The sequence below is a fragment of the Citrobacter sp. Cpo089 genome (assembly GCF_030332695.1).
Taxonomy (GTDB): domain Bacteria; phylum Pseudomonadota; class Gammaproteobacteria; order Enterobacterales; family Enterobacteriaceae; genus Citrobacter; species Citrobacter portucalensis.
This window is the reverse complement of the sequence record NZ_JAOWHJ010000039.1, coordinates 16,516-36,901: the sequence shown is the minus strand read 5'-3', so window position 1 is coordinate 36,901 and position 20,386 is coordinate 16,516. Positions and strand designations below refer to the sequence as shown.

Annotated in this window: 18 protein-coding genes; 9 read left to right on the top strand and 9 right to left on the bottom strand. The window is 49.3% G+C overall.

The features are described from left to right. The first annotated feature begins 62 nt into the window (after positions 1-62). Entirely contained in the window at positions 63-1,214 is a 1,152-nt protein-coding gene (locus OGX92_RS06565) for an IS30-like element IS30H family transposase (protein ID WP_001254955.1), read from the top strand. Here OGX92_RS06565 and OGX92_RS06560 read toward each other — a convergent pair. The 3 genes from OGX92_RS06560 to OGX92_RS06550 all read right to left on the bottom strand — a co-directional run bounded on the left by OGX92_RS06560 (position 1,134) and on the right by OGX92_RS06550 (position 5,023). Then, positions 1,134-1,997 carry a PDDEXK-like family protein gene (locus tag OGX92_RS06560; protein WP_286586341.1) on the bottom strand — a complete coding sequence of 288 codons (864 nt, stop codon included), beginning with the start codon at positions 1,995-1,997 and terminating at the stop codon, positions 1,134-1,136. The two genes, OGX92_RS06565 and OGX92_RS06560, sit on opposite strands and share 81 nt — an antisense overlap. A gap of 308 nt (positions 1,998-2,305) precedes the next feature. Continuing rightward, positions 2,306-2,938 (bottom strand): ECs1377 family protein, encoded by a 633-nt coding sequence (locus OGX92_RS06555; RefSeq protein ID WP_063940581.1) that lies wholly within the window; start codon positions 2,936-2,938, stop codon positions 2,306-2,308. Between the two features lie 186 nt (positions 2,939-3,124). Next, the gene (locus OGX92_RS06550; protein WP_286586340.1) at positions 3,125-5,023 is read right to left on the bottom strand and encodes a methyl-accepting chemotaxis protein; all 1,899 of its coding nucleotides are present in this window, start codon (positions 5,021-5,023) and stop codon (positions 3,125-3,127) included. A gap of 372 nt (positions 5,024-5,395) precedes the next feature. Between OGX92_RS06550 and OGX92_RS06545 the strand changes: the two genes are divergently transcribed. Continuing rightward, positions 5,396-5,935, top strand: a complete 540-nt coding sequence (locus OGX92_RS06545; protein ID WP_020996692.1) for a DUF2058 domain-containing protein — start codon at positions 5,396-5,398, stop codon at positions 5,933-5,935. A 105-nt stretch (positions 5,936-6,040) separates the two neighbouring features. On the opposite strand, the gene pgtA is transcribed toward OGX92_RS06545, so the two are convergent. From pgtA to pgtC, 3 genes are read right to left on the bottom strand one after another with little or no spacing between them, the layout of a single operon-like run. Continuing rightward, positions 6,041-7,288 (bottom strand): two-component system response regulator PgtA, encoded by a 1,248-nt coding sequence (gene pgtA, locus OGX92_RS06540; RefSeq protein WP_191222321.1) that lies wholly within the window; start codon positions 7,286-7,288, stop codon positions 6,041-6,043. Continuing rightward, complete coding sequence (gene pgtB, locus OGX92_RS06535) at positions 7,278-9,272, bottom strand: two-component system sensor histidine kinase PgtB (protein WP_286586344.1); 1,995 nt, start codon at positions 9,270-9,272, stop codon at positions 7,278-7,280. The genes pgtA and pgtB overlap by 11 nt, the downstream gene beginning before the upstream one ends. An 11-nt stretch (positions 9,273-9,283) precedes the next feature. After that, the gene (gene pgtC / locus OGX92_RS06530) at positions 9,284-10,483 is read right to left on the bottom strand and encodes a phosphoglycerate transport regulator PgtC (protein WP_286586342.1); all 1,200 of its coding nucleotides are present in this window, start codon (positions 10,481-10,483) and stop codon (positions 9,284-9,286) included. Between the two features lie 415 nt (positions 10,484-10,898). Here pgtC and pgtP point away from each other — a divergent pair, with 415 nt between their 5' ends. Next, positions 10,899-12,290 carry a phosphoglycerate transporter PgtP gene (pgtP, locus tag OGX92_RS06525; RefSeq protein ID WP_003834854.1) on the top strand — a complete coding sequence of 464 codons (1,392 nt, stop codon included), beginning with the start codon at positions 10,899-10,901 and terminating at the stop codon, positions 12,288-12,290. A gap of 109 nt (positions 12,291-12,399) precedes the next feature. Here the strand turns inward: pgtP and OGX92_RS06520 are convergent, their stop codons facing one another. After that, positions 12,400-12,642, bottom strand: coding sequence for a DUF2545 family protein (locus OGX92_RS06520; RefSeq protein WP_003834857.1), 243 nt, complete (start codon positions 12,640-12,642; stop codon positions 12,400-12,402). 440 nt (positions 12,643-13,082) lie between these two features. Between OGX92_RS06520 and lpxP the strand changes: the two genes are divergently transcribed. Next, complete coding sequence (gene lpxP / locus OGX92_RS06515; RefSeq protein ID WP_063942031.1) at positions 13,083-14,003, top strand: kdo(2)-lipid IV(A) palmitoleoyltransferase; 921 nt, start codon at positions 13,083-13,085, stop codon at positions 14,001-14,003. A 41-nt stretch (positions 14,004-14,044) separates the two neighbouring features. On the opposite strand, the gene OGX92_RS06510 is transcribed toward lpxP, so the two are convergent. After that, positions 14,045-14,659: a lysozyme inhibitor LprI family protein gene (locus OGX92_RS06510; RefSeq protein ID WP_063942030.1), complete on the bottom strand. Its 615-nt coding sequence runs from the start codon at positions 14,657-14,659 to the stop codon at positions 14,045-14,047. A gap of 343 nt (positions 14,660-15,002) precedes the next feature. Here OGX92_RS06510 and ypdK point away from each other — a divergent pair, with 343 nt between their 5' ends. After that, entirely contained in the window at positions 15,003-15,074 is a 72-nt protein-coding gene (gene ypdK / locus OGX92_RS06505; RefSeq protein WP_010723117.1) for a membrane protein YpdK, read from the top strand. A 67-nt stretch (positions 15,075-15,141) separates the two neighbouring features. Here ypdK and alaC read toward each other — a convergent pair whose 3' ends face one another. Continuing rightward, positions 15,142-16,380, bottom strand: coding sequence for an alanine transaminase (gene alaC, locus OGX92_RS06500; protein WP_003834862.1), 1,239 nt, complete (start codon positions 16,378-16,380; stop codon positions 15,142-15,144). 387 nt (positions 16,381-16,767) lie between these two features. Here alaC and OGX92_RS06495 point away from each other — a divergent pair, with 387 nt between their 5' ends. The 4 genes from OGX92_RS06495 to OGX92_RS06480 all read left to right on the top strand — a co-directional run bounded on the left by OGX92_RS06495 (position 16,768) and on the right by OGX92_RS06480 (position 20,383). Next, positions 16,768-18,465 (top strand): sensor histidine kinase, encoded by a 1,698-nt coding sequence (locus OGX92_RS06495; protein WP_008785387.1) that lies wholly within the window; start codon positions 16,768-16,770, stop codon positions 18,463-18,465. Positions 18,466-18,479: 14 nt separating this feature from the next. Next, positions 18,480-19,214 (top strand): LytR/AlgR family response regulator transcription factor, encoded by a 735-nt coding sequence (locus tag OGX92_RS06490; protein WP_003834866.1) that lies wholly within the window; start codon positions 18,480-18,482, stop codon positions 19,212-19,214. A 15-nt stretch (positions 19,215-19,229) separates the two neighbouring features. Beyond that, positions 19,230-20,093 carry an AraC family transcriptional regulator gene (locus tag OGX92_RS06485; RefSeq protein WP_003834867.1) on the top strand — a complete coding sequence of 288 codons (864 nt, stop codon included), beginning with the start codon at positions 19,230-19,232 and terminating at the stop codon, positions 20,091-20,093. A gap of 101 nt (positions 20,094-20,194) precedes the next feature. Continuing rightward, a complete protein-coding gene (locus tag OGX92_RS06480) occupies positions 20,195-20,383 on the top strand; it encodes a hypothetical protein (protein WP_032934510.1) in 189 nt (62 codons plus the stop codon). Positions 20,384-20,386 lie beyond the last annotated feature (3 nt).

Here is a 20,386-nt window from a genome sequence, read left to right as displayed (position 1 = left end):
TGTAGATTCAATTGGTCAACGCAACAGTCATGTGAAAACATGTAGTTGCGGAGGATTGTTGAATGAGACGAACATTTACAGCAAAGGAAAAAACATCTGTTTTTGAACTGTGGAAGAACGGAAAAGGCTTCAGTGAGATAGCTAATATCCTGGGTTCGAAACCAGGGACCATCTTCACGATGTTAAGAGATACTGGCGGCATAAAACCCAATGAGCGCAAGCGAGCTGTTGCTCACCTGACGCTGTCTGAGCGCGAGGAAATACGAGCCGGTCTGTCAGCTAAAATGAGCATTCGAGCCATCGCTACAATGCTGAATCGTAGCCCTTCAACAATCTCACGTGAAGTTCAGCGTAATCGTGGTAGGCGCTATTACAAAGCCGTTGATGCGAATAACCGGGCCAACAGGATGGCTAAAAGACCAAAACCGTGCTTACTGGATCAGAATATGCCGTTGCGAGAGCTTGTTCTGGAAAAGCTTGAGATGAAGTGGTCCCCAGAGCAAATATCAGGATGGTTAAGGCGAACGAAGCCGCGTCAAAAAACACTACGAATATCACCTGAGACAATTTATAAGACGCTTTACTTTCGTAGTCGTGAAGCGCTACACCACCTGAACGTACAGCACCTGCGCCGATCGCACAGCCTCCGTCATGGCAGGCGCCATACTCGCAAAGGTGAAAGAGGCACTATCAACATAGTGAACGGAACGCCAATCCACGAACGTTCCCGGCATATCGATAACAGACGCTCTCTGGGACACTGGGAAGGCGATTTAGTCTCGGGTACAAAAAACTCCCATATAGCCACACTTGTAGACCGAAAATCACGTTATACGATCATCCTGAGACTCAGGGGCAAAGACGCTTTATCAGTGAATCAGGCTCTTACAGATAAATTCCTGAGCTTACCACCTGAACTCCGGCGATCACTGACATGGGACAGAGGAATGGAGCTGGCCAGACATCTGGAATTTACTGGCAGCACAGGAGTTAAAGTTTACTTCTGCGATCCTCAGAGCCCCTGGCAGCGGGGAACAAACGAAAACACTAATGGGCTAATCCGACAGTACTTTCCCAAAAAGACATGCCTTGCCCAATATACTCAATATGAGCTGGATCAGGTTGCAGCTCAGCTAAACAACAGACCGAGAAAGACACTGAAGTTCAAAACACCTAAAGAGATAATTGAAAGGGGTGTTGCGTTGACAGATTGAATCTACAGTCGCTTTTTTAGTCAGGGTTTGATAAATGCTATTTTGCAGGCTCAATAAGCTTAACGTTGTATCCAGCGTTGAATCGTCGTTAAAGATTTTGTCTAACAACACATCCACAACCTTCCCCTCCCTACAATTCAGCACATTCGCCGAAATAAAACGCTGTAAATCGAATAAAAAGACTCGCACACGATAAGGTACCGCATCGTTTTTGCATAACCCATCCAGCCACGCAACAATGCTTTGATAAGACAGGAGGACAAGTTCACCAGACTGAAGAGCGGCATCACATTGGTACTCATCAATACTAATCAGGCTTGGCCTGCTCCCTTCAGGAGTTAGGTAAATGAGCAAAGTCTCGTTTAGTATGCTGCGGCGCTTCCTTAACTCGTGGAGATAGTCCAAAACCTGGTTAGGTTGATCGGCTGCACTGGGTTTGTTCTCTATCCCTAAAGTCCATCGCTCCCCCTGTACGACGATATCAATTCGACGTTTAGTGCCCAGGGCATCGGTTTGCTGCTCACACTGTACAAATCTGCAAGATGTTGCATCCCATGACCCTCTTCCAATCAATTCCAGAAAGCTACTTAGAAAGAGGGCTTGCTGACCATGGACATCGTTCACGTTTAGCAAATCCGCAATGATGCGTGAAAGACCATTTTCGTCAGCAGTGATATACCGAAAGACGTTAAACTCAATAGCATCTTTTTTGTTGAGGTCTTCATGTTTCTTTCGGGCTTCTTTCAAGCATTCTGTCATTTGGTCCAGCCAATGATGACTCACCATATTCCCTCTGCCATCTTCCGTTGTTCGACATGGCTATAGTAACAGTTCACAAACCGAACCGATGGGATGACCCGCTCATAAAAAGGTAGGGAGTAAATTCAATGCAGGTCACTTTCCCAGGTTCTATTCTCGAGATACCCAGAATTGGAGTTGTCACAATCACCTGATGGTATCTGTGATGGTATTCAACAAAAATTAAGTTTATAAACACCAAAATATCAATCAATTAAACCTTCATTCGATTCCTGCAGGGACACCATGAATTCTTAGGCATCCAGTCAAAATCCTATCATTTACCAGTCAGTTCATCCCTTGGCCAGGCGGTAAAACGGCACATTCCTCACTGTTGCAGTAAGATTGTCGGACACCATTGTCTGCTTTGTCGCTATCCGCATCCCTGCTTTTCTCAGCCTCAACACATCAGCGGCAATACGCTGGCTGCCAAACCAGAAAAGCCCGTCCAGCGCAGTGACATCAAGGCCCGATTCCAGTGCCAGCTTCAGACGTTCACGCGGCGCTTTTACTGTTTTAGCAATCTGCTGATATGGCGCTTCGCTTGAACCTGCAGGACTAATGCGCCGGATACGATGTGACAGGCGGTACTGAAATTCATCCGGGATCCCGCCGAGACTCGCTTTCAGGCTGTAAACACATCCAAAGCGTTTGCCGTTAAAGATGACGTTTTTCTGACTAAGCTGCAGCTCTTCACGCACGCTGGCAATCAGTTGTGGAGTACGGAGTAATAACAGGCGGAAAGGCAGCTCAAAGCTGGTCACATAGTCCACATTCAATAAAGCAATACGAAGACGTTCTTGGGGCCCCGCCTTCATTTCCCGGCATTCAGCAATAACATCAGCCCACTGGCCGGTAAGACGGGAACACTCTGTCGCCTCAGTAAAACTGTATTTTTCAGCCTGATAATCAATACGCTCAGTCACACTGAATTCCCTTCTGGCCAGATCTCGGTATTGGTTGCTCACTTTACCAGCGACGACATCCCTGTGTCAGAAATCTTTTTCTAACCCACTGAAAGTACCTGACCAATGCTCCTTCCTATCCTCACCATGAGGATACGATAACTAACCGACCCGGTATGTTTTCCGGGTCGGTTAAACGGCGCCACGTCAGACAACAAAACGGTTAACCAGATCCTTCATGGTTGCCGACAGATTGTCCAGCCTCTGGCTGTCGCTCGCCGCCTGAGATACCAACGCCGCATTTTGCTGTGTAACCTGCTCCATCGGTCGCAATGCCAGGTTTATCTGGGTTACCCCTTGTGACTGCTCCGTCGCCACACGAGCGATATCCGCAATATATTGCTTCATACTGGTGGTATTATCCGCTGCGGCTTCCAGCGCGGTAGCAGATGCAGTAACCCGCTCAACACCCTCACTAATTTTGACCATATTCTGCGCGACCAACTCACGGATTTGGTTAGCCTCTTTGGCGCAACGCTGCGAAAGATTTCTCACTTCACTGGCTACAACAGCAAACCCCCTGCCCATCTCTCCTGCCCGAGCAGCTTCCACTGCCGCATTCAGCGCCAGTAAGTTAGTCTGAAACGAAATATCATCAATCGAGGTCACAATATTCGAGATTTTCTCACTGGAAGCGCGAATATCCCCCATGCTCTGGTTCGCCGCACTGGCAACGTTACTGGCCTGTCGGACCTCTTTTTCCAGTCTGATTGTCAGATGCTCCGCTTCGCGGGCATTATCCGCCGTTTGCGTAATCGCAGTTGATAGCTGCTCCATGCTGGCCACAGCTTCTACTATTGATGCAGCCTGTTCATCTGTACGTTGAGCCAGATCCTGATTTCCCGCCGTAATACTGCTACTGGCATCGGACAAAACCACGGAGCCTTGCTTAATCTCCTGTACGATATGCTGAATACTTTCCAGCATTGTGTTATAGGCACGATTAAGTGAGGAAAGCTCATCTTTGCCCGGGGTCGCCAGACGTTGAGTCAGATCGCCATTCATACCCGCAATCTTGCGTAGCGTGTCACTAAACTGACGGTGCATATTAATTGCGATGGCCCCAGCGAACGTCAATGATGCCAGGAGCGCTAACAGGCTAACAGTCATATATATTTGCCAGTTTTTTCGTGCATCCTGCGCGAGTTTTTCTGCATTCGCCAACAGACGATTCGCCGTCACATTTTCTATCTGCCGCATCACTTCAATACGCTGGGTTTGTACTTTAAACCAGGTAGTAGGATCGACACCAAATCCACCGTTGGCGGCATGGCTAAACGCGGTTTCACGAAATGCGAGGGCTTTTGACGCTTCTGCTGACTGTAAGCGGCTTTTCAACATGGCTGCCTGTTCCGGTGAACTCAAGCGTAACGATTCTGCCAACCAAACGTTCTGTTTACTGACGACATCACTGAGCTGATGTAACTGTCCGTCGGCGAAATGGCCGGAGGAAAAGATATTTGACAGCAGAGCTCGTTCAATACCCGCCTGTTCTTTTAAATTCAGCAGGTTGTAGTAGGCGGCGAATGCGTTTGCCATCTCGCCAGAATCCGTCAACTGCCCCAATCTACCCACAAAAATCAGCACATCAGCAATGACGTTGGTATAAAACTTAACAACATCTGAAGCCGGAAGCCCTAATTGCGTGACGTTCTCCCGTATAGTGGAGAGAGAAAGAATGTTTTTCTTAAACGTGGCGACAGAGGTGGCGACATCCCCTTCCGGTAATGCAGTATCGGACAGTGACCGCACAAATACCTCGATCTCGCGATCGGTCAAAGCCCGCTGTGCATTTAACTCATCTTTGAACGTCTTCCCTGCAGCCCCCAGAAACCCGACACTCATACCGCGTTCTTTTTGCAATTCATGCACTACATTTCCGGCACTGTGTGCGAGCGCTGTCAGTTGGGCAATATTCTCCATCTGCCGTTCTGTCTCAATGCGCGTTAATATTCCTGAACCAGCAAACCAACATAACGCCAGTAATAATGGTTGTAGCGCAATTATTAACTTCATTTTCATCGGCATTCGATAAACCCACCACATGCCACTTCCCTCCATTATCCATATTTTCACCATGGTTATCGGCGTAAAGAAGCGGCTCTTTAAATTTGAACAATGGGCAACTGTTTGTTTTTTAGATTAAATTTTTGCCAGTATAACTCTATTTAATTACTTCAATTAGAATAAAACTCTAAATAATTAACACATGCGAATCTATACTCCATTTCATTAACTTATTTGGCATATTATTTTTTATTAAAGAATCAGGTAATCATCAACTGATTCAGAAAGGGAGAGAGATACAGGACAGTGACAGCAGCCCGAGATAACAGCCATGGCGCGGCCGTCATTCTGGCGTCCCGCCGAACGTTAAGGTTATAATCCTTGCAACGATTTTTTGGATTAGAAGCGACAATGACAAAACTTACCCTACAAGAACAGATGCTTAAAGCAGGTCTGGTCAGCAGCAAAAAAATGGCGAAAGTGCAGAGAACGGCGAAAAAATCGCGCGTTCAGGCTCGTGAAGCCAGAGAAGCGGTTGAAGAAAATAAAAAAGCACAGGTCGAGCGTGATAAGCAGCTCAGCGAACAGCAGAAGCAGGCCGCATTGTCTAAAGAATACAAAGCGCAGATCAAGCAACTGATTGAAATGAACAAAATCACCATTTCCCGTGGCGATATTGGTTACAACTTTACTGACAATAACCTGATCAAAAAAGTTTATGTTGATAAGGTAACCCAGTCTCAGTTGATCAAGGGCCGTCTGGCCATTGCCCGCCTGACGGCTGAAAGCAGCAGCGAGAGCGAATACGCCATTATCCCGGCTGTTGTCGCCGACAAGATTGCCCAGCGCGATGCAAGCTATATTGTTCTAAATTGCGAACTGAGCCAGGAAGCGAAGGACGAAGACGATCCGTATGCTGATTTTGTCATTCCTGACGATTTGATGTGGTAAGAAAAACACCCCGATAATCACCCAGAGTTTCGTCGCGTATTTCGGTGAACGCTAGTGCCACCACCGAAATACCGTCACCCGCTCTTCTTCCCCACATGCCATCTGCTAAAACTTATAGTGTTCCTTGCTCAGTCCGTATTTTCTCATGCGCAAATACAGTTTCTTACGCGGAATTTGTAAATACTCCGCCACTTCATTAATACGTCCCTGATGAATATTAAGCGCTTCGGTAATGATCTGTCGCTCGTACTCGTCGACCCGACGATCGAGCGGTGTCGGTTCGGGCAAATGTAGCTGTGGATTCGCGGTTTCAGCCAGTGGCAATAACCCAACGGCAAAAAGCTCGGCGGCATTGGCCAGTTCCCGGACATTGCTTAACCACACGCGACGCCGCATGCCTTTCAGTAAATCCACTTCAACTTCAGGCACCGGATGGTTCAGACGTAGACAGGCTTTGTGCAGATAATGGCGAAACAGCGGCTCAATATCATCCGGGCGCTGAGACAACGGCTGGCAACCAATTTGCGTCATCGCGAAACAGTAATATAGTTCAGCCACAATCTGGTTGGTTGCCGCCAGTTCCACCAACGAAGTGGCGCCAATGCCAATTAAGCGAAACGGACGCCGCTCCTGACTTTGCAAATGCACCAGCTGGTGCTGCTGTTCGCGCGTCAGGCACTCAATATGGCTCAGGACCAGCGTTCCCCCTTGCGCCTGGGCAATAAGGTCATTGAGTTGCCCCGCATTCTCTAACGTCAACTCCCCACGAATAAACGGTCCTTCAGCGCTGCGCCCAAGCTGATGCAAATAACGGGCACCGGTCATACGTCCGGTTCCCGGCTCGCCATAAAACCAGACGGCAATATCCGTTTCAGCCAGTTGCCGTAAGCGCTGGCGGTACTGATTAACCCAGTCACTGTAGCCGACCAGTTCAACCTGGAGCTTTTGCTGGCAATAGTGACGACGTGCAATCACAGATTTTCTCTGCCGCAACGCGTCCTCTACCAACACCAGCAGTTTGCCAGGATCAACCGGTTTTTGCAGAAAATCCCACGCACCTTTCTTCACCGCGTCCACCGCCATAGGGACATCGCCATGTCCGGTGATCAACAGGATCGGAAGCTGATTGTCATCCTGATGAAACAACGTCATCAGGTCAATTCCATTACAGCCAGGCATACACACGTCGCTCAGGACAATCCCTGGCCAGTCGGCCTGCAACCAATTTCGGGCATCAAAAGGGTTACTGCATGCGAATACATGATATCCCTCCTGTTCAAGCAACAAGGTGTAAGCGTCAAGAACATCGGCATCATCATCAATAAGCAGAACAGAATATTCATCACTCAACATCGTTTACATCCGTCAGATTAAATTGCAGAACGACGCAGGCATTGCGCCCCGGGGTCGACGCCAGGCGCAGTTCGCCGTTCATTTGCATCATTAACGATACACAAATCGATAAGCCAATACCGAGGCCAACATCCTTACTGGTGGTAAACGGTTTTAACAGTGATGGTAATAATGCCCCAGGCCAGCCGGGACCGTGATCGCTGATAAATACGCACAACCGGCTGCCTTCGGTCTGCCAGTGAACCTCTATTTTCGCCGCAACCGGACAGGCATCCAGCGCATTTGCCAGGACGTTTACCAGCACCTGCTGAATACGCACTTCATCACCAGCCACCCACACGCCCCGGTCTGGCAGCGTCAGCGAACCCTGCTGTGGCTTGTGTCGCATGGCCAACAGTTCCCAGGCAGCGTTGAACGTTTGACGTAGATCGACCGGATGCAGAGGCGTGCCAGGCTCGGCCCGGCGCGCAAACTGACGCAGTGAACGGATAATGGCATCGATGCGAGTAATCAGCCCCTCCGCTTTGGTTAATGTGCTTCTGGCCTGAGCGGGTTGTCCCTGTTCGATTGCCCTCCCCGCCGTAAACAGGTACATCGACAGCGCATTCAGCGGTTGATTAATCTCGTGCGCCAGCGTGGTCATAGTCTGGCCGACCACAGCCAGTTTTGCCGTCTGGATCAGCTCATCCTGCGTTGCGCGAAGATCGGATTCAATCTCCTTGCGCTCGGTCACTTCCTGTTCCAGCTGATTTTTTTGCGCGCTCAATTGCCCCAGAGTATGGCGTAGCAAGCCTGCGATACGCCCCAGTTCATCGCGTCCATACACCGGGATAGAGGCATCCGTTCTGCCAAGACCAATTTGCACTACGGCCTGGTTGAGCGCAGTAAAACGCTTCACCAGACGCGAGCGAATGAAGTAGTGGTTAAGCCCCCAGGCGAGAAGTAGCGCCAGCAACGTCGCCAGCAGGATAAGCCCACCGCTGACGCGAACAATTTGTTCCAGCCGCTGGTTAAACGTCTGCATTTGCTGATGGCTACTCCCCAGTTGCGCTTCCAGCAGTGTTCGAAAGCGCCCAAGCGTGGCCTCTCTGGCATGGCTGGCATCAACCAGCGCTTTTTGCGCTGCGACATAATCGCGCATCGTATCGGGCATTTTATTTTTCATCATCCCGATTTCCAGCAGCTCATCGATAGTTTGTCGCAGTGTGATAGTGCTGGGCCAGTCATCGAGGGTACGGATATTTTCATCCGCCGTTTTCTTCAGATTTTCCAGGTAGCGGATGTGATTCTCCACCAACATGCCATCGTCGCTACCCGATTTCAGTTCATTGAGCCTGTCGCGTAAATCATCAACGATCTGGTTTTCAATTCTTGCCAGGGTGTAGACCTGCTGCTGCTCGTTTTGCACCTCTCGGGCACGTTTGAGATACAGCGCCGCATCTCCATTTTTGGCCTCGATTTGATCCAGCAACGTCCCCTGCTGCCAGGTAAAATCCTGCACCAGTGAATTCAGCTCAGTAGTAAAATCATCATGTAGCCAATCAATGCGCGCGGAAAGTTCGCTCACTTTTTCGCGTACAAGGAACATGTTGTAGAGCACCCGGTCCAGTTCCGCCATCAGCGCCCGGCTGTCCTGCAAAATCACCGCCAGTTGCTGCTGCTCTGCTGATTGCAACCCCCTGCTCAGCACTTCGATTTTATCCAGATGCGAGATTATCTGATTGCGCAGTTGCAGCCTTACCGTCGTATTGGGAGCCAGCAGGAATTCATTTAGCTGGTCCACAACCAGGTTAAGATTTCCTTCAATCAAGAAAGCGGAATGCACGCGCGGGAAGTAATCATCAAGCGAATAGCGTATCTGCGAGCTCTGCTCATGCCAGGAGTACAAACTGACGCAGCTTACGCTCAACGTCAGTAATGCGCCCGTTAGAAAGGCTCCCCGCAGGCTGCTGCTGATGCTGAGTTGGCGAAGGCGTTGCAGTATCGATCCACCTTTCATTTTAATTCTTCCAGTTTTGATATCGCCTGACGCTGATTTTTAAGAAACCAGAGCTGCCACTCCATCATCTGCTGTTCGGCAACGCTTTTATTATCAAACTGCGCAAGCCAGGCTTCATCTTCACTACTTTTGGCATCTATCGGAACGCTGGTCAGTAAGGCTCTGATTTCGGGTAGCGGGCGTTTCAGGCGCGCTTCCGCACTGTATAGCGCCCGCCATGCATCCTTCAGTTGCGCAAGACGAAAACTGATGGCGGTATCAAACATCCGCTGCACTAACTGTTGCCGCTTAAGGATCAGTCGATAATTAAGCGGAGGCTGGTTCATTAAAATAGCCTGCTGAGCAGCGCGGGGATTATCAGATGCGAGCTGCGTTACCGGATATTTTCCCGTATTCGCATCAGCAAGGATCCGCTGTCCCTCAGGGCTTAACAAATAGCGGATAAAACGACGCGCTTCATTTGTGTGCTGGCTGTTCTTGAGAACAGCCACATAGGTTGGCGATACCGCCGAGCGTGGAAAATAGGTAAAAGCCAGGTGAGGATCGTTAAGCAACAGGTTGGCATAGTTATCAATGACCGGCCCCGCCACGCCCAGGCCACTCTTAATTTTGTCGGCTACGCCAAAACTGCGTGATGAAATCGTCACCAGATTTCCAGCACTCGCCAGCAGCGTCGCCCACCCCGCTTCCCACCCTTTTTGCTGTAGCAATGACTCAACCATCAGATGGTTGGTATCCGAACGCGATGGGCTACTCATCAACAGCGCGTTCTGATATTTGGGCAGCGTTAAGTCCCCCCAGTCGGCAGGAGGCGACAGATGTCGTGCCGCCAGCGCAGAACGATTAATCAACAGACCAAAACCAGATATCGCCACTGCCACGGAGGTCGAACGGATAGAGTCTGGCACCAGCCGCTGGCTTTCCGGCAACGCATTGTCGAAGGGCGCCAGCTTCTGATGTTCCTGCAGATGCTGCAACAGCATAGGGGATGAGGTCAAAATCAGATCAACATTTTCCGCATTCGCGGTATCCAGCAGTTGCTCCAACGAACTGCTGGTCCGGTTTAACGTGCGAATCATCACCGACCCCGGTTCAGTCTGCCAACGCTGAATAATCCAGGCCGTTGCCCCCGGTGAAAAGGTTGTCGCCATTACCAGCTCTTTACCCTGAGCCAGGCAACTCACCGACAATGACATAAAACAGAGCGAGATCGCCCAACAACGCCCCCGGCCCAAAAGTCTGTTTGTGATCCTGTTCATAAATACCAACATGTGCAAAAAATAATATTGAGACAAAACTTACCCGTTTATCACCGACTGGGGGAAGAATAAGGTTATTCGTAGAATAACCAAACGGAAAGTGACGACATCGGTGAAGAATACCCGAAAACGCAGTCTGAATTTGTTAATATCCGCACACGCTAATGATAAAAGCGTCCGTAAAAGAATAGAATTGAAAAGCCATTATTTAAAAAGAGTCAAAATCAGCCACGCAATCCACAAATTGTGTCAATAGTGACTCATTTCATCAACTTGAGTTTCTCTGCCGTCTATTTCACTCTTCACTACGAAAAATCCTGATATTCACATCAATATAAATTTAGGTGATGATATGTTATCCATATTTAAGGCAGGGCCTTCAGCAAATAAAGTCCCGGCGGAGAAAGTCCAGGAAACTTATGGCCGATACCGCATTCAGGCATTACTCAGTGTATTTCTTGGCTATCTCGCATACTATATTGTGCGCAATAACTTCACGCTCTCAACACCGTACCTGAAAGAACATCTGGATCTCAGTGCCACGCAAATTGGTCTACTCAGCAGTTGTATGCTTATTGCCTATGGGATCAGTAAAGGCATTATGAGTAGTCTGGCAGACAAGGCCAGCCCTAAGGTCTTTATGGCATGCGGCCTGGTTCTGTGCGCCATCGTAAACGTCGGTTTAGGATTCAGTACCGGATTCTGGATTTTTGCCGCTCTGGTCGTTTTCAATGGCTTGTTCCAGGGAATGGGCGTTGGTCCTTCATTTATTACCATTGCCAACTGGTTTCCGCGTAAAGAACGTGGACGCGTCGGCGCATTCTGGAATATTTCTCACAACGTTGGCGGTGGTATTGTCGCTCCGATTGTTGGTGCCGCCTTTGCCATTTTAGGGAGCGAGCACTGGCAAAGCGCCAGCTATATTGTCCCGGCCGGTGTTGCCGTACTGTTTGCTTTTATTGTGCTGATGCTGGGGAAAGGTTCACCGCGCCAGGAAGGCTTACCGGCTCTGGAACAAATGATGCCGGAAGAAAAAGTAGTATTAAATTCCCGACACGCTGTCCAGGCACCAGAAAATATGAGTGCCTTCCAGATTTTCTGCACCTATGTGCTGCGTAATAAGAATGCCTGGTATGTTTCACTGGTAGATGTCTTCGTCTATATGGTGCGTTTTGGCATGATTAGTTGGTTGCCTATTTATCTGTTAACCGAAAAACATTTCTCGAAAGAGCAAATGAGCATCGCTTTTCTGTTTTTTGAATGGGCGGCAATCCCTTCCACATTACTGGCGGGCTGGCTTACCGATAAACTGTTTAAAGGCCGTCGCATGCCGCTGGCCATGATTTGTATGGCGCTGATTTTCGTCTGTTTGATCGGCTACTGGAAAAGTGAATCCCTGCTGATGGTCACTATTTTTGCCGCCATTGTGGGTTGCCTGATCTATGTTCCACAGTTCCTCGCTTCTGTTCAGACGATGGAAATCGTTCCCAGCTTCGCAGTAGGTTCTGCAGTAGGACTGCGCGGATTTATGAGCTACATTTTTGGCGCATCGCTGGGCACCAGTCTGTTTGGCGTAATGGTCGACAAAATGGGGTGGCACGGCGGCTTCTATCTGCTGATGGGGGGTATTGTTTGCTGCATCCTGTTCTGCTACCTCTCTCATCGCGGTGCGCTGGAACTTGAACAACAGCGAAAAAATGCTCAACAAGAAGAAGCATCACTCCAGTTGGCGGATGCCCGGTAATTCATTTCGGTCTCACAAAAAAGTGCCAGCGATGCTGGCACTTCAATAAACTCAGACAAATAATAAATAACTTAAGGTGATAATTTATTGCTAAACGTAACATTCCAAATTATTGCTTACCGTCTGCGACCATAAAGCGAATGATCAAACCACATGCCGGGGCAAGAAACAGGAATAATCCAGTTACCATTTCGTCACCATTGGTCAGCCGCATAGTAAAAACGTAAATTAATGCCGTAAGGATGGCCATGCCGAGAAAAGCGCTAATTGACGCCGCAGCGCCTATAACCTGCCAGATATAGCAACTGACGCACAGAATGCTCAGTATGAGAAAGATCCAGAAATAGAGCATAGCGATACCTCCTGTCTGCCGTAAACTTAACGTAAGTCCTTACACTCCCTTAACTTTATATTCTAAGATAATTCCTATCCGCATGCAATTTGAGCAACATTTTATTCACAAAGATCATTCGACCGCTTACTATTACACTGTTTCTCCGTCGTTTATTTAATCATCATAAAAACAACGAATTATATATAGGCGAAATTTTGCCCTTAATCGCCCTAAAAACATTTACGAATCTTGAGTAATTATTTCTGGCTGACATTAATTTTCGGGTGTACATTGTGCGTCCGATCATTCATGCCCCCTCGTGGTTTTGTCCTGACTCAGTTTTACACTCTTTACAGGAACCAATGTCGTTCATGGCGGCCTAAAGATCAGTGCAGAGTGTAAAGCGACAGGCAAAGAATCTTCGCGATACATCTATTTCGTATCAACAACAGGTGCTTATGTTCCCCCAAAGTAAATTTTCACGCGCGTTTTTGCATCCGCGCTACTGGCTCACATGGTTTGGTGTTGGTGTGCTCTGGTTACTGGTACAGCTTCCCTATCCCGTATTGTGTTTTCTTGGTACCCGTACAGGAACGCTGGCTCGTCCATTTTTAAAACGCCGTGAATCTATTGCACGTAAAAATCTCGAACTCTGTTTCCCAAATCTGTCGCAGGAAGAAAGAGACAAACTGGTCGATGAGAATTTCCGTTCGCTCGGCATGGGGCTGCTTGAAACAGGTATGGCCTGGTTCTGGCCGGACCTTCGGGTGCGTAAATGGTTTGATGTAGAAGGGCTGGACAACCTGAAGCGCGCTCAGATGCAAAACCGTGGCGTGATGGTCGTTGGCGTACACTTTATGTCGCTCGAGTTGGGTGGTCGCGTAATGGGGCTTTGCCAGCCAATGATGGCAACCTATCGCCCGCACAATAATAAGTTGATGGAGTGGATCCAAACCCGCGGTCGTATGCGCTCCAACAAGGCGATGATCGGCAGAAATAATCTGCGTGGTATTGTCGGCGCCCTGAAAAAAGGCGAGGCAGTGTGGTTTGCCCCCGATCAGGACTATGGTCGTAAAGGGAGTTCATTCGCCCCCTTCTTCGCAGTCAAAGACGTGGCGACCACCAACGGTACCTACGTACTGTCACGATTATCGGGCGCAGCAATGCTGACCGTAACCATGGTGAGAAAAGCAGATAACACCGGTTACCGCCTGTTCATCACCCCGGAAATGGAAGGTTACCCGGCAGATGAAAGCCAGGCTGCGGCGTATATGAATAAAATTATCGAAAAAGAGATCATGCGTGCACCCGAGCAGTATCTCTGGATCCACCGTCGCTTCAAAACTCGCCCGATGGGTGAAGCTTCGTTGTATATCTAAAAAGAAAGGCCGTAAGGCCTTTCTTTTTTTCTACGGTTGAATTACTTAACGCCCCATTTGCTGTGCAGTTCAGCCATTCGCTCGCTGTAGTTGCGGGCGATGCAGGCTGATTTATCCTGTTCCTTCCAACACTCGTTACGCCCTTTCACCCAACCGCGCTGCTCTGCTTTCAGCGTCGGGTTATTGCTCGATTTAACCAGCGCCTGCTTGTAGGCCCCGTTTAAGGCTAAATCCATTTCTGAGAGCGAAGGACTCTGACAGATAATCTCTTCGATACTGCCTTTTGCAACCGCAGCGCAGGAAAAAGAGGGTCCAGTGCTGGTCGATTTTTTGGCCCCAGAAAAGTCAATATTATCTTCAGGCAGGCATACCCCGTGCTTTCGATTCGGCCCACTCCAGGAAACGTCCGGATTTCCGTCATCTTTACGAGAAATAGAAACCGTATTGTTCCCGCTTTTGGCTTCCCAGTAATTTTCATTGAATGCCTTCACCGTCGCCTTCGAGCCATCAATCCAAACATTGCCTTTACCATCACTATTCACCCCACCAATACTTGCGCAGCTGAAATTAAACGCCAACGGTGAGGCCGCCATCGACGTCAATGGCGTAAAAACGAGTGCTAACATCATTAATCTGGTCATTTTTAACCTTTTCATTATCTCACTCCGCGAAAAATTAACCGCATTAACATCATGGTGATATGAGAATTCTCCGAGTAACCATTCCGTCGCTCAATAGCAATTTATTACCGGCAGAAATTAAACTGTCGCCGAATCACGACAGTTGTAAGTTATTAAAATTAAATAAAAAAATGCCTCTTGTCTCTCCTCATTTTTAGGCGTACATTAGCGCCGTCTGGAGCATTAAAGCTCAGAATTCTGAGGTGATGCAGCCAAGCAAATGAGGGGTATTCTCCCTTTCGTTCGCGAGTGCATCAGCTCTCTGTCAGGTAAGCATATGTTCATTTAGACGTACCCCAGGTACGCGGAGAGATGAAAAGTGAAATATTTCTTTATGGGCATTTCTTTTATGGTCATCGTTTGGGCCGGTACTTTCGCCCTGATGATCTAAATTAAAAGACGCAGCAAAAAAACAGGAGCCATCAGGCTCCTGTTTTGCATTTTGGGGAATCATTCTGTCAGTCGGTACTTTCAGAAGCCGATTTTGCACTGGTCGGTAACAAGCCATCTGCGCGAAACATCGCCTTGATGCCGCGAATAGCCTGACGGGTACGGTCACGGTTTTCAATCAACGCAAATCGCACATGCGTATCACCATAATCACCAAACCCAATCCCTGGCGAAACGCATACCTTCGCTTCGTTCAGCAGCTTCTTGGCAAACTCAAGTGACCCCATCCCGGCGTATTGCTCTGGAATTTTCGCCCAAACGTACATTGAGGCCTTTGGCATCTCGACCATCCAGCCTGCTTCATGCAGTCCTTTGACCAGCACATCACGACGACGTTTATATTGCTCAGCGATATCCCGCACACATTGCTGATCGCCTTCCAGCGCGGCAATTGCCGCAACCTGCAGTGGCGTAAAGGTCCCGTAATCGTGATAGCTCTTGATTCGCGCCAGCGCGTTCACCAGCGTTTTGTTGCCCACCATAAACCCGATACGCCATCCTGCCATGTTGTAGCTTTTCGACAGGGTGAAAAATTCAACAGCGACGTCGCGAGCGCCGGGTACCTGCATAATCGATGGTGCCTTCCAGCCGTCATAAACAATATCAGCGTAGGCCAGGTCGTGAACCACCAGCACGTCATAGCGCTTAGCCAGGGCCACCACTTTCTCAAAGAATTCCAGCTCGACGCACTGCGCGGTCGGGTTGGATGGGAAACCTAAGATCATCATCTTCGGCTTCGGGTAACTTTCGCGTATTGCGCGTTCCAGCTCATTAAAGAAGTCGACACCCTCAACCAGCGGCACTGAACGCACCTGCGCGCCGGCAATCACCGCGCCATAGATATGGATGGGATAACTTGGGTTGGGCACGAGGACCGTATCACCGTGATCGAGCGTAGCCAGCATCAGGTGCGCCAGCCCCTCTTTGGAACCGATGGTCACAATGGCTTCGGATTCAGGATCGATCTCAACGTCATAGCGTTCCTGGTACCAGCGGGAAATCGCCCGACGCAAACGCGGAATGCCGCGTGAGGTGGAATAACCGTGAGTATCCGGGCGCTGCGCCACGGTACACAGTTTTTCAACAATGTGAGGAGGCGTGGCCCCATCCGGGTTCCCCATACTGAAATCGATAATATCTTCGCCGCGCCGACGCGCAGCCATCTTCAGTTCAGCGGTGATGTTAAAAACGTACGGGGGAAGGCGATCAATACGCGTAAAGCGACGTTCAGGGCGGGAGTCTGCCATAATATCCTCAGATTAACGTTAGCGCCCGGACCGTCCGAGCGACGCTGCCACGATGGTGGCACGTTTAGAAAATAGCCTGAATAATTTCCTTCTGTCGAGAGGCAAAACAAAATATTTTTTCCTGACGAAAAAGAGGAACAGCTGAGTAAAATGAGGAAATATTCATTTTCACAACTCGCTTAAAATTACCATCATTTAACATTTTGTTGTTAAATACATTACCTTGAACGCAGCACTCACAGGACAGGTATTGTAAATACAACAATCATGCAACAATCCCCTTTTAATGTTATGGTTTTTCCCCATTAGCTCTGAACTGCGGGGGTGCTGGTCATCCTGCCTCAGGTTACCTATCATAGTGGTTTAACCCTTGCGCAAGAGTCACCCGTGCACGAAATATTCAATATGCTGCTGGCGGTATTTGACCGGGCAGCACTGATGCTGTTCTGTCTGTTTTTCCTGATTCGTATCCGCCTGTTTCGCGAACTGTTGCACAAGTCAGCCCACTCCCCAAAAGAGCTGCTCGCCGTTACCGCGATTTTCTCCATGTTTGCCCTGTTCAGTACCTGGTCAGGCGTACCGGTAGAAGGTTCTCTGGTCAATGTGCGTATTATCGCGGTCATGTCAGGAGGGATCCTGTTCGGTCCATGGGTTGGCATTATTACAGGGCTGATCGCAGGCACCCACCGTTACCTGATCGATATTGGCGGCGTAACTGCCCTACCCTGCTTTATTACCAGCATTCTGGCTGGCTGCATTGCCGGGTGGATCAACCGAAAGATCCCCAAAGCACAGCACTGGCGCGCGGGTATTTTAGGCGGAATGCTGTGCGAATCACTGACCATGATCCTCGTCGTCGCCTGGGCACCCACCACCGAACTGGGGCTGGATATTGTCTCAAAAATCGGTATCCCGATGATCCTCGGCAGCGTCTGTATTGGTTTTATCGTGATGCTGGTACAAAGCGTTGAAGGTGAGAAAGAAGCCAGCGCTGCAAAACAGGCCAAGCTGGCGCTGGATATCGCCAACAAAACGCTACCGCTCTTTCGTCAGGTCAACAGCGAGTCGTTACGTCAGGTGTGCGAAATTATTCGCCACGATATCCACGCTGACGCGGTTGCCATCACCAATACTCAGCACGTTCTGGCCTATGTTGGCGTTGGAGAGATCAACTACCGCGATAACGATGACTTCGTCAGCCCCACCACGCAGGAAGCCATAAATCACGGTAAAATTATCATAAAAAACAATGATGAAGCGCATCGCACCCCGGAAATTCACTCCATGCTGGTGATCCCGCTTTGGGAGAAAGGCGTCGTGACCGGCACGCTGAAGATCTACTACTGTCACGCTCATCAAATCACTTCCTCGTTACAGGAAATGGCGATCGGTCTGTCGCAAATCATCTCCACCCAGCTTGAAGTCTCCCGCGCAGAGCAACTACGAGAAATGGCAAATAAGGCAGAGCTACGCGCGCTGCAAAGCAAAATAAATCCCCATTTTCTGTTTAATGCCCTGAACGCGATTTCATCGTCGGTGCGGCTTAACCCGGACACCGCACGTCAGCTCATTTTTAATTTATCGCGCTATCTTCGCTATAATATTGAATTAAAAGACGATGAGCAGATCGACATCAAGAAAGAGCTGTATCAAATCAAGGATTACATCACCATCGAACAGGCCCGCTTTGGCGACAAGCTGACCGTTATTTATGATATCGATGAAGAGGTAAGCTGTTTTATTCCCAGCCTGCTGATTCAGCCGTTGGTCGAGAACGCTATCGTCCATGGGATCCAGCCCTGCAAAGGGAAAGGTGTGGTCACCATCAGCGTTGCGGAGTGCGGCAACCGGGTACGGATTGCCGTACGAGATACGGGTCATGGTATCGACCCAAAAGTGATTGAACGGGTCGAGTCCAATGAAATGCCGGGCAATAAAATTGGTCTGTTGAATGTGCACCATCGCGTTAAGCTGCTCTACGGTGAGGGATTACATATCCGCCGTCTGGAGCCAGGCACAGAGATTGCCTTTTATGTACCTAATGTGCACTCGCCCGCAGCCGCGCCAACTACATTATTGCTTTAACCAGGAGTGAAGTCGTGAAAGTCATCATTGTTGAAGATGAATTCCTGGCCCAACAGGAACTGAGCTGGCTGATAAAAGAGCACAGCCAGATGGAGATTGTCGGCACGTTTGACGATGGTCTGGACGTGCTGAAATATCTCCAGCACAACCGCGTTGACGCCATTTTTCTGGATATTAATATTCCCTCGCTGGACGGCGTTTTGCTGGCACAAAATATCAGCCAGTTCGCACATAAACCCTTTATTGTGTTTATTACCGCATGGAAAGAGCACGCCGTTGAAGCCTTCGAACTGGAAGCTTTTGACTACATTCTGAAGCCGTACCAGGAATCACGCATTGTCAGCATGCTGCAAAAGCTGGAAGCCGCCTGGCAGCAACAGCAAACGGGAACGTCCCCTGTAAGTCCGGTAGCCCGCGAAAACGATACGATCAACCTGATCAAAGATGAGCGGATCATCGTGACCCCAATCAACGACATCTACTACGCTGAAGCGCATGAAAAGATGACGTTCGTCTATACGCGACGAGAATCATACGTCATGCCGATGAACATCAGCGAATTTTGCAGCAAACTGCCGGCTTCGCATTTCTTCCGCTGCCACCGCTCGTTCTGCGTAAATCTGAATAAAATCCGCGAGATCGAACCCTGGTTTAACAACACTTATATTTTGCGTTTAAAGGATCTGGAATTTGAAATCCCGGTTAGTCGGAGTAAAGTGAAAGAGTTCAGACAGTTAATGCACTTATAGCGCAGAGAAAGAACGATGAAAGAGCCAGGCCTACCCGCAGACCAACAGTTTTTCGCCGATCTGTTCAGCGGCCTGGTGTTAAACCCGCAGCGCCTGGGGCGCGTGTGGTTCGCAACCCAGCCAACCACGCTACCGACCGGTAGTTTATGTATTGACCTCCCGCGCCTCGATATCGTGCTACGTGGGGAATACAGCAACCGGCTGGAAAAACAGCAGCATAGTCTGGCGGAAGGCGACATGCTGTTTATCCCGGCGAAAGCGGCGAATCTGCCCGGCAGCGATAAACCTGTGATGCTGCTTAGCCTGGTGTTTTCCCCGGCATGGCTGGGACTCTCTTTTTACGATAACCGAACCGCATCGCTGTTACGTCCAGTTCGCCGTATTGAGCTACCGCATCCGCAACGTGGCGAAGGCGAGGCGATGCTCACTGCATTAACCCATTTAAGCCGCTCTCCTCAGGCCCAGGATATTATTCAGCCGCTGGTGCTTAGCCTGCTGCATCTGTGTCGTAGTGTGGTCAATACCCGCCCTGACGCAGAGCGTCCGCGCGCTGAATTTCTCTATCACAGTATGTGTAATTGGGTACAGGATAACTATGCTCAACCGCTGACCCGGGAAAGCGTGGCGCTTTTTTTTAATATCACACCCAATCACCTGTCAAAAGTGTTTGCCCAGCACGGTACCATGGGGTTCGTCGAGTATCTGCGGTGGGTCAGAATGGCGAAGGCACGCATCATCTTACAGAAATACCATCTGTCGATTAGCGAAGTCGCACAACGGTGTGGATATCAGGACAGTGATTATTTCTGCCGCCTGTTCCGACGTCAGTTTGGCCTGACGCCCGGAGAGTACGGCGCACGCTTTCAGTCGGCGCGTTAAGTGAGACAACACCAACGCTGTTAGTAATATCCGTTTGCCTCGTTGTAAAATAGCGGCCTTTAGCCAAATCCTACTGGCTTACTCGATAAAGTGAATATGCGATGAAAAACAGACGTGCACTCTCCCTGATGTGTTTTCAAATGCTGGAATCAGGTGCGGATCGTCAGACCGTGAAAAGAGCCCTCACCTCCCGCCGAGTTAAAGGTCGTCAGGCGGTGGTTCTGCTCTGCAAGCAAGAGATGAAACTGTTAAGAGCCGGGAAACTGCCGGGGCACAACACGCCGCATTGATGA

What these genes read in the sequence shown, in the direction of transcription:
- OGX92_RS06565 (WP_001254955.1), top strand. Translation starts at nt 63, where the DNA reads ATGAGACGAACATTTACAGCAAAGGAAAAAACATCTGTTTTTGAACTG.
- OGX92_RS06550 (WP_286586340.1), bottom strand. Translation starts at nt 5,023, where the DNA reads ATGTGGTGGGTTTATCGAATGCCGATGAAAATGAAGTTAATAATTGCG.
- OGX92_RS06545 (WP_020996692.1), top strand. Translation starts at nt 5,396, where the DNA reads ATGACAAAACTTACCCTACAAGAACAGATGCTTAAAGCAGGTCTGGTC.
- pgtA (WP_191222321.1), bottom strand. Translation starts at nt 7,288, where the DNA reads ATGTTGAGTGATGAATATTCTGTTCTGCTTATTGATGATGATGCCGAT.
- pgtC (WP_286586342.1), bottom strand. Translation starts at nt 10,483, where the DNA reads ATGTCATTGTCGGTGAGTTGCCTGGCTCAGGGTAAAGAGCTGGTAATG.
- pgtP (WP_003834854.1), top strand. Translation starts at nt 10,899, where the DNA reads ATGTTATCCATATTTAAGGCAGGGCCTTCAGCAAATAAAGTCCCGGCG.
- OGX92_RS06520 (WP_003834857.1), bottom strand. Translation starts at nt 12,642, where the DNA reads ATGCTCTATTTCTGGATCTTTCTCATACTGAGCATTCTGTGCGTCAGT.
- lpxP (WP_063942031.1), top strand. Translation starts at nt 13,083, where the DNA reads ATGTTCCCCCAAAGTAAATTTTCACGCGCGTTTTTGCATCCGCGCTAC.
- OGX92_RS06510 (WP_063942030.1), bottom strand. Translation starts at nt 14,659, where the DNA reads ATGAAAAGGTTAAAAATGACCAGATTAATGATGTTAGCACTCGTTTTT.
- alaC (WP_003834862.1), bottom strand. Translation starts at nt 16,380, where the DNA reads ATGGCAGACTCCCGCCCTGAACGTCGCTTTACGCGTATTGATCGCCTT.
- OGX92_RS06485 (WP_003834867.1), top strand. Translation starts at nt 19,230, where the DNA reads ATGAAAGAGCCAGGCCTACCCGCAGACCAACAGTTTTTCGCCGATCTG.
- OGX92_RS06480 (WP_032934510.1), top strand. Translation starts at nt 20,195, where the DNA reads ATGAAAAACAGACGTGCACTCTCCCTGATGTGTTTTCAAATGCTGGAA.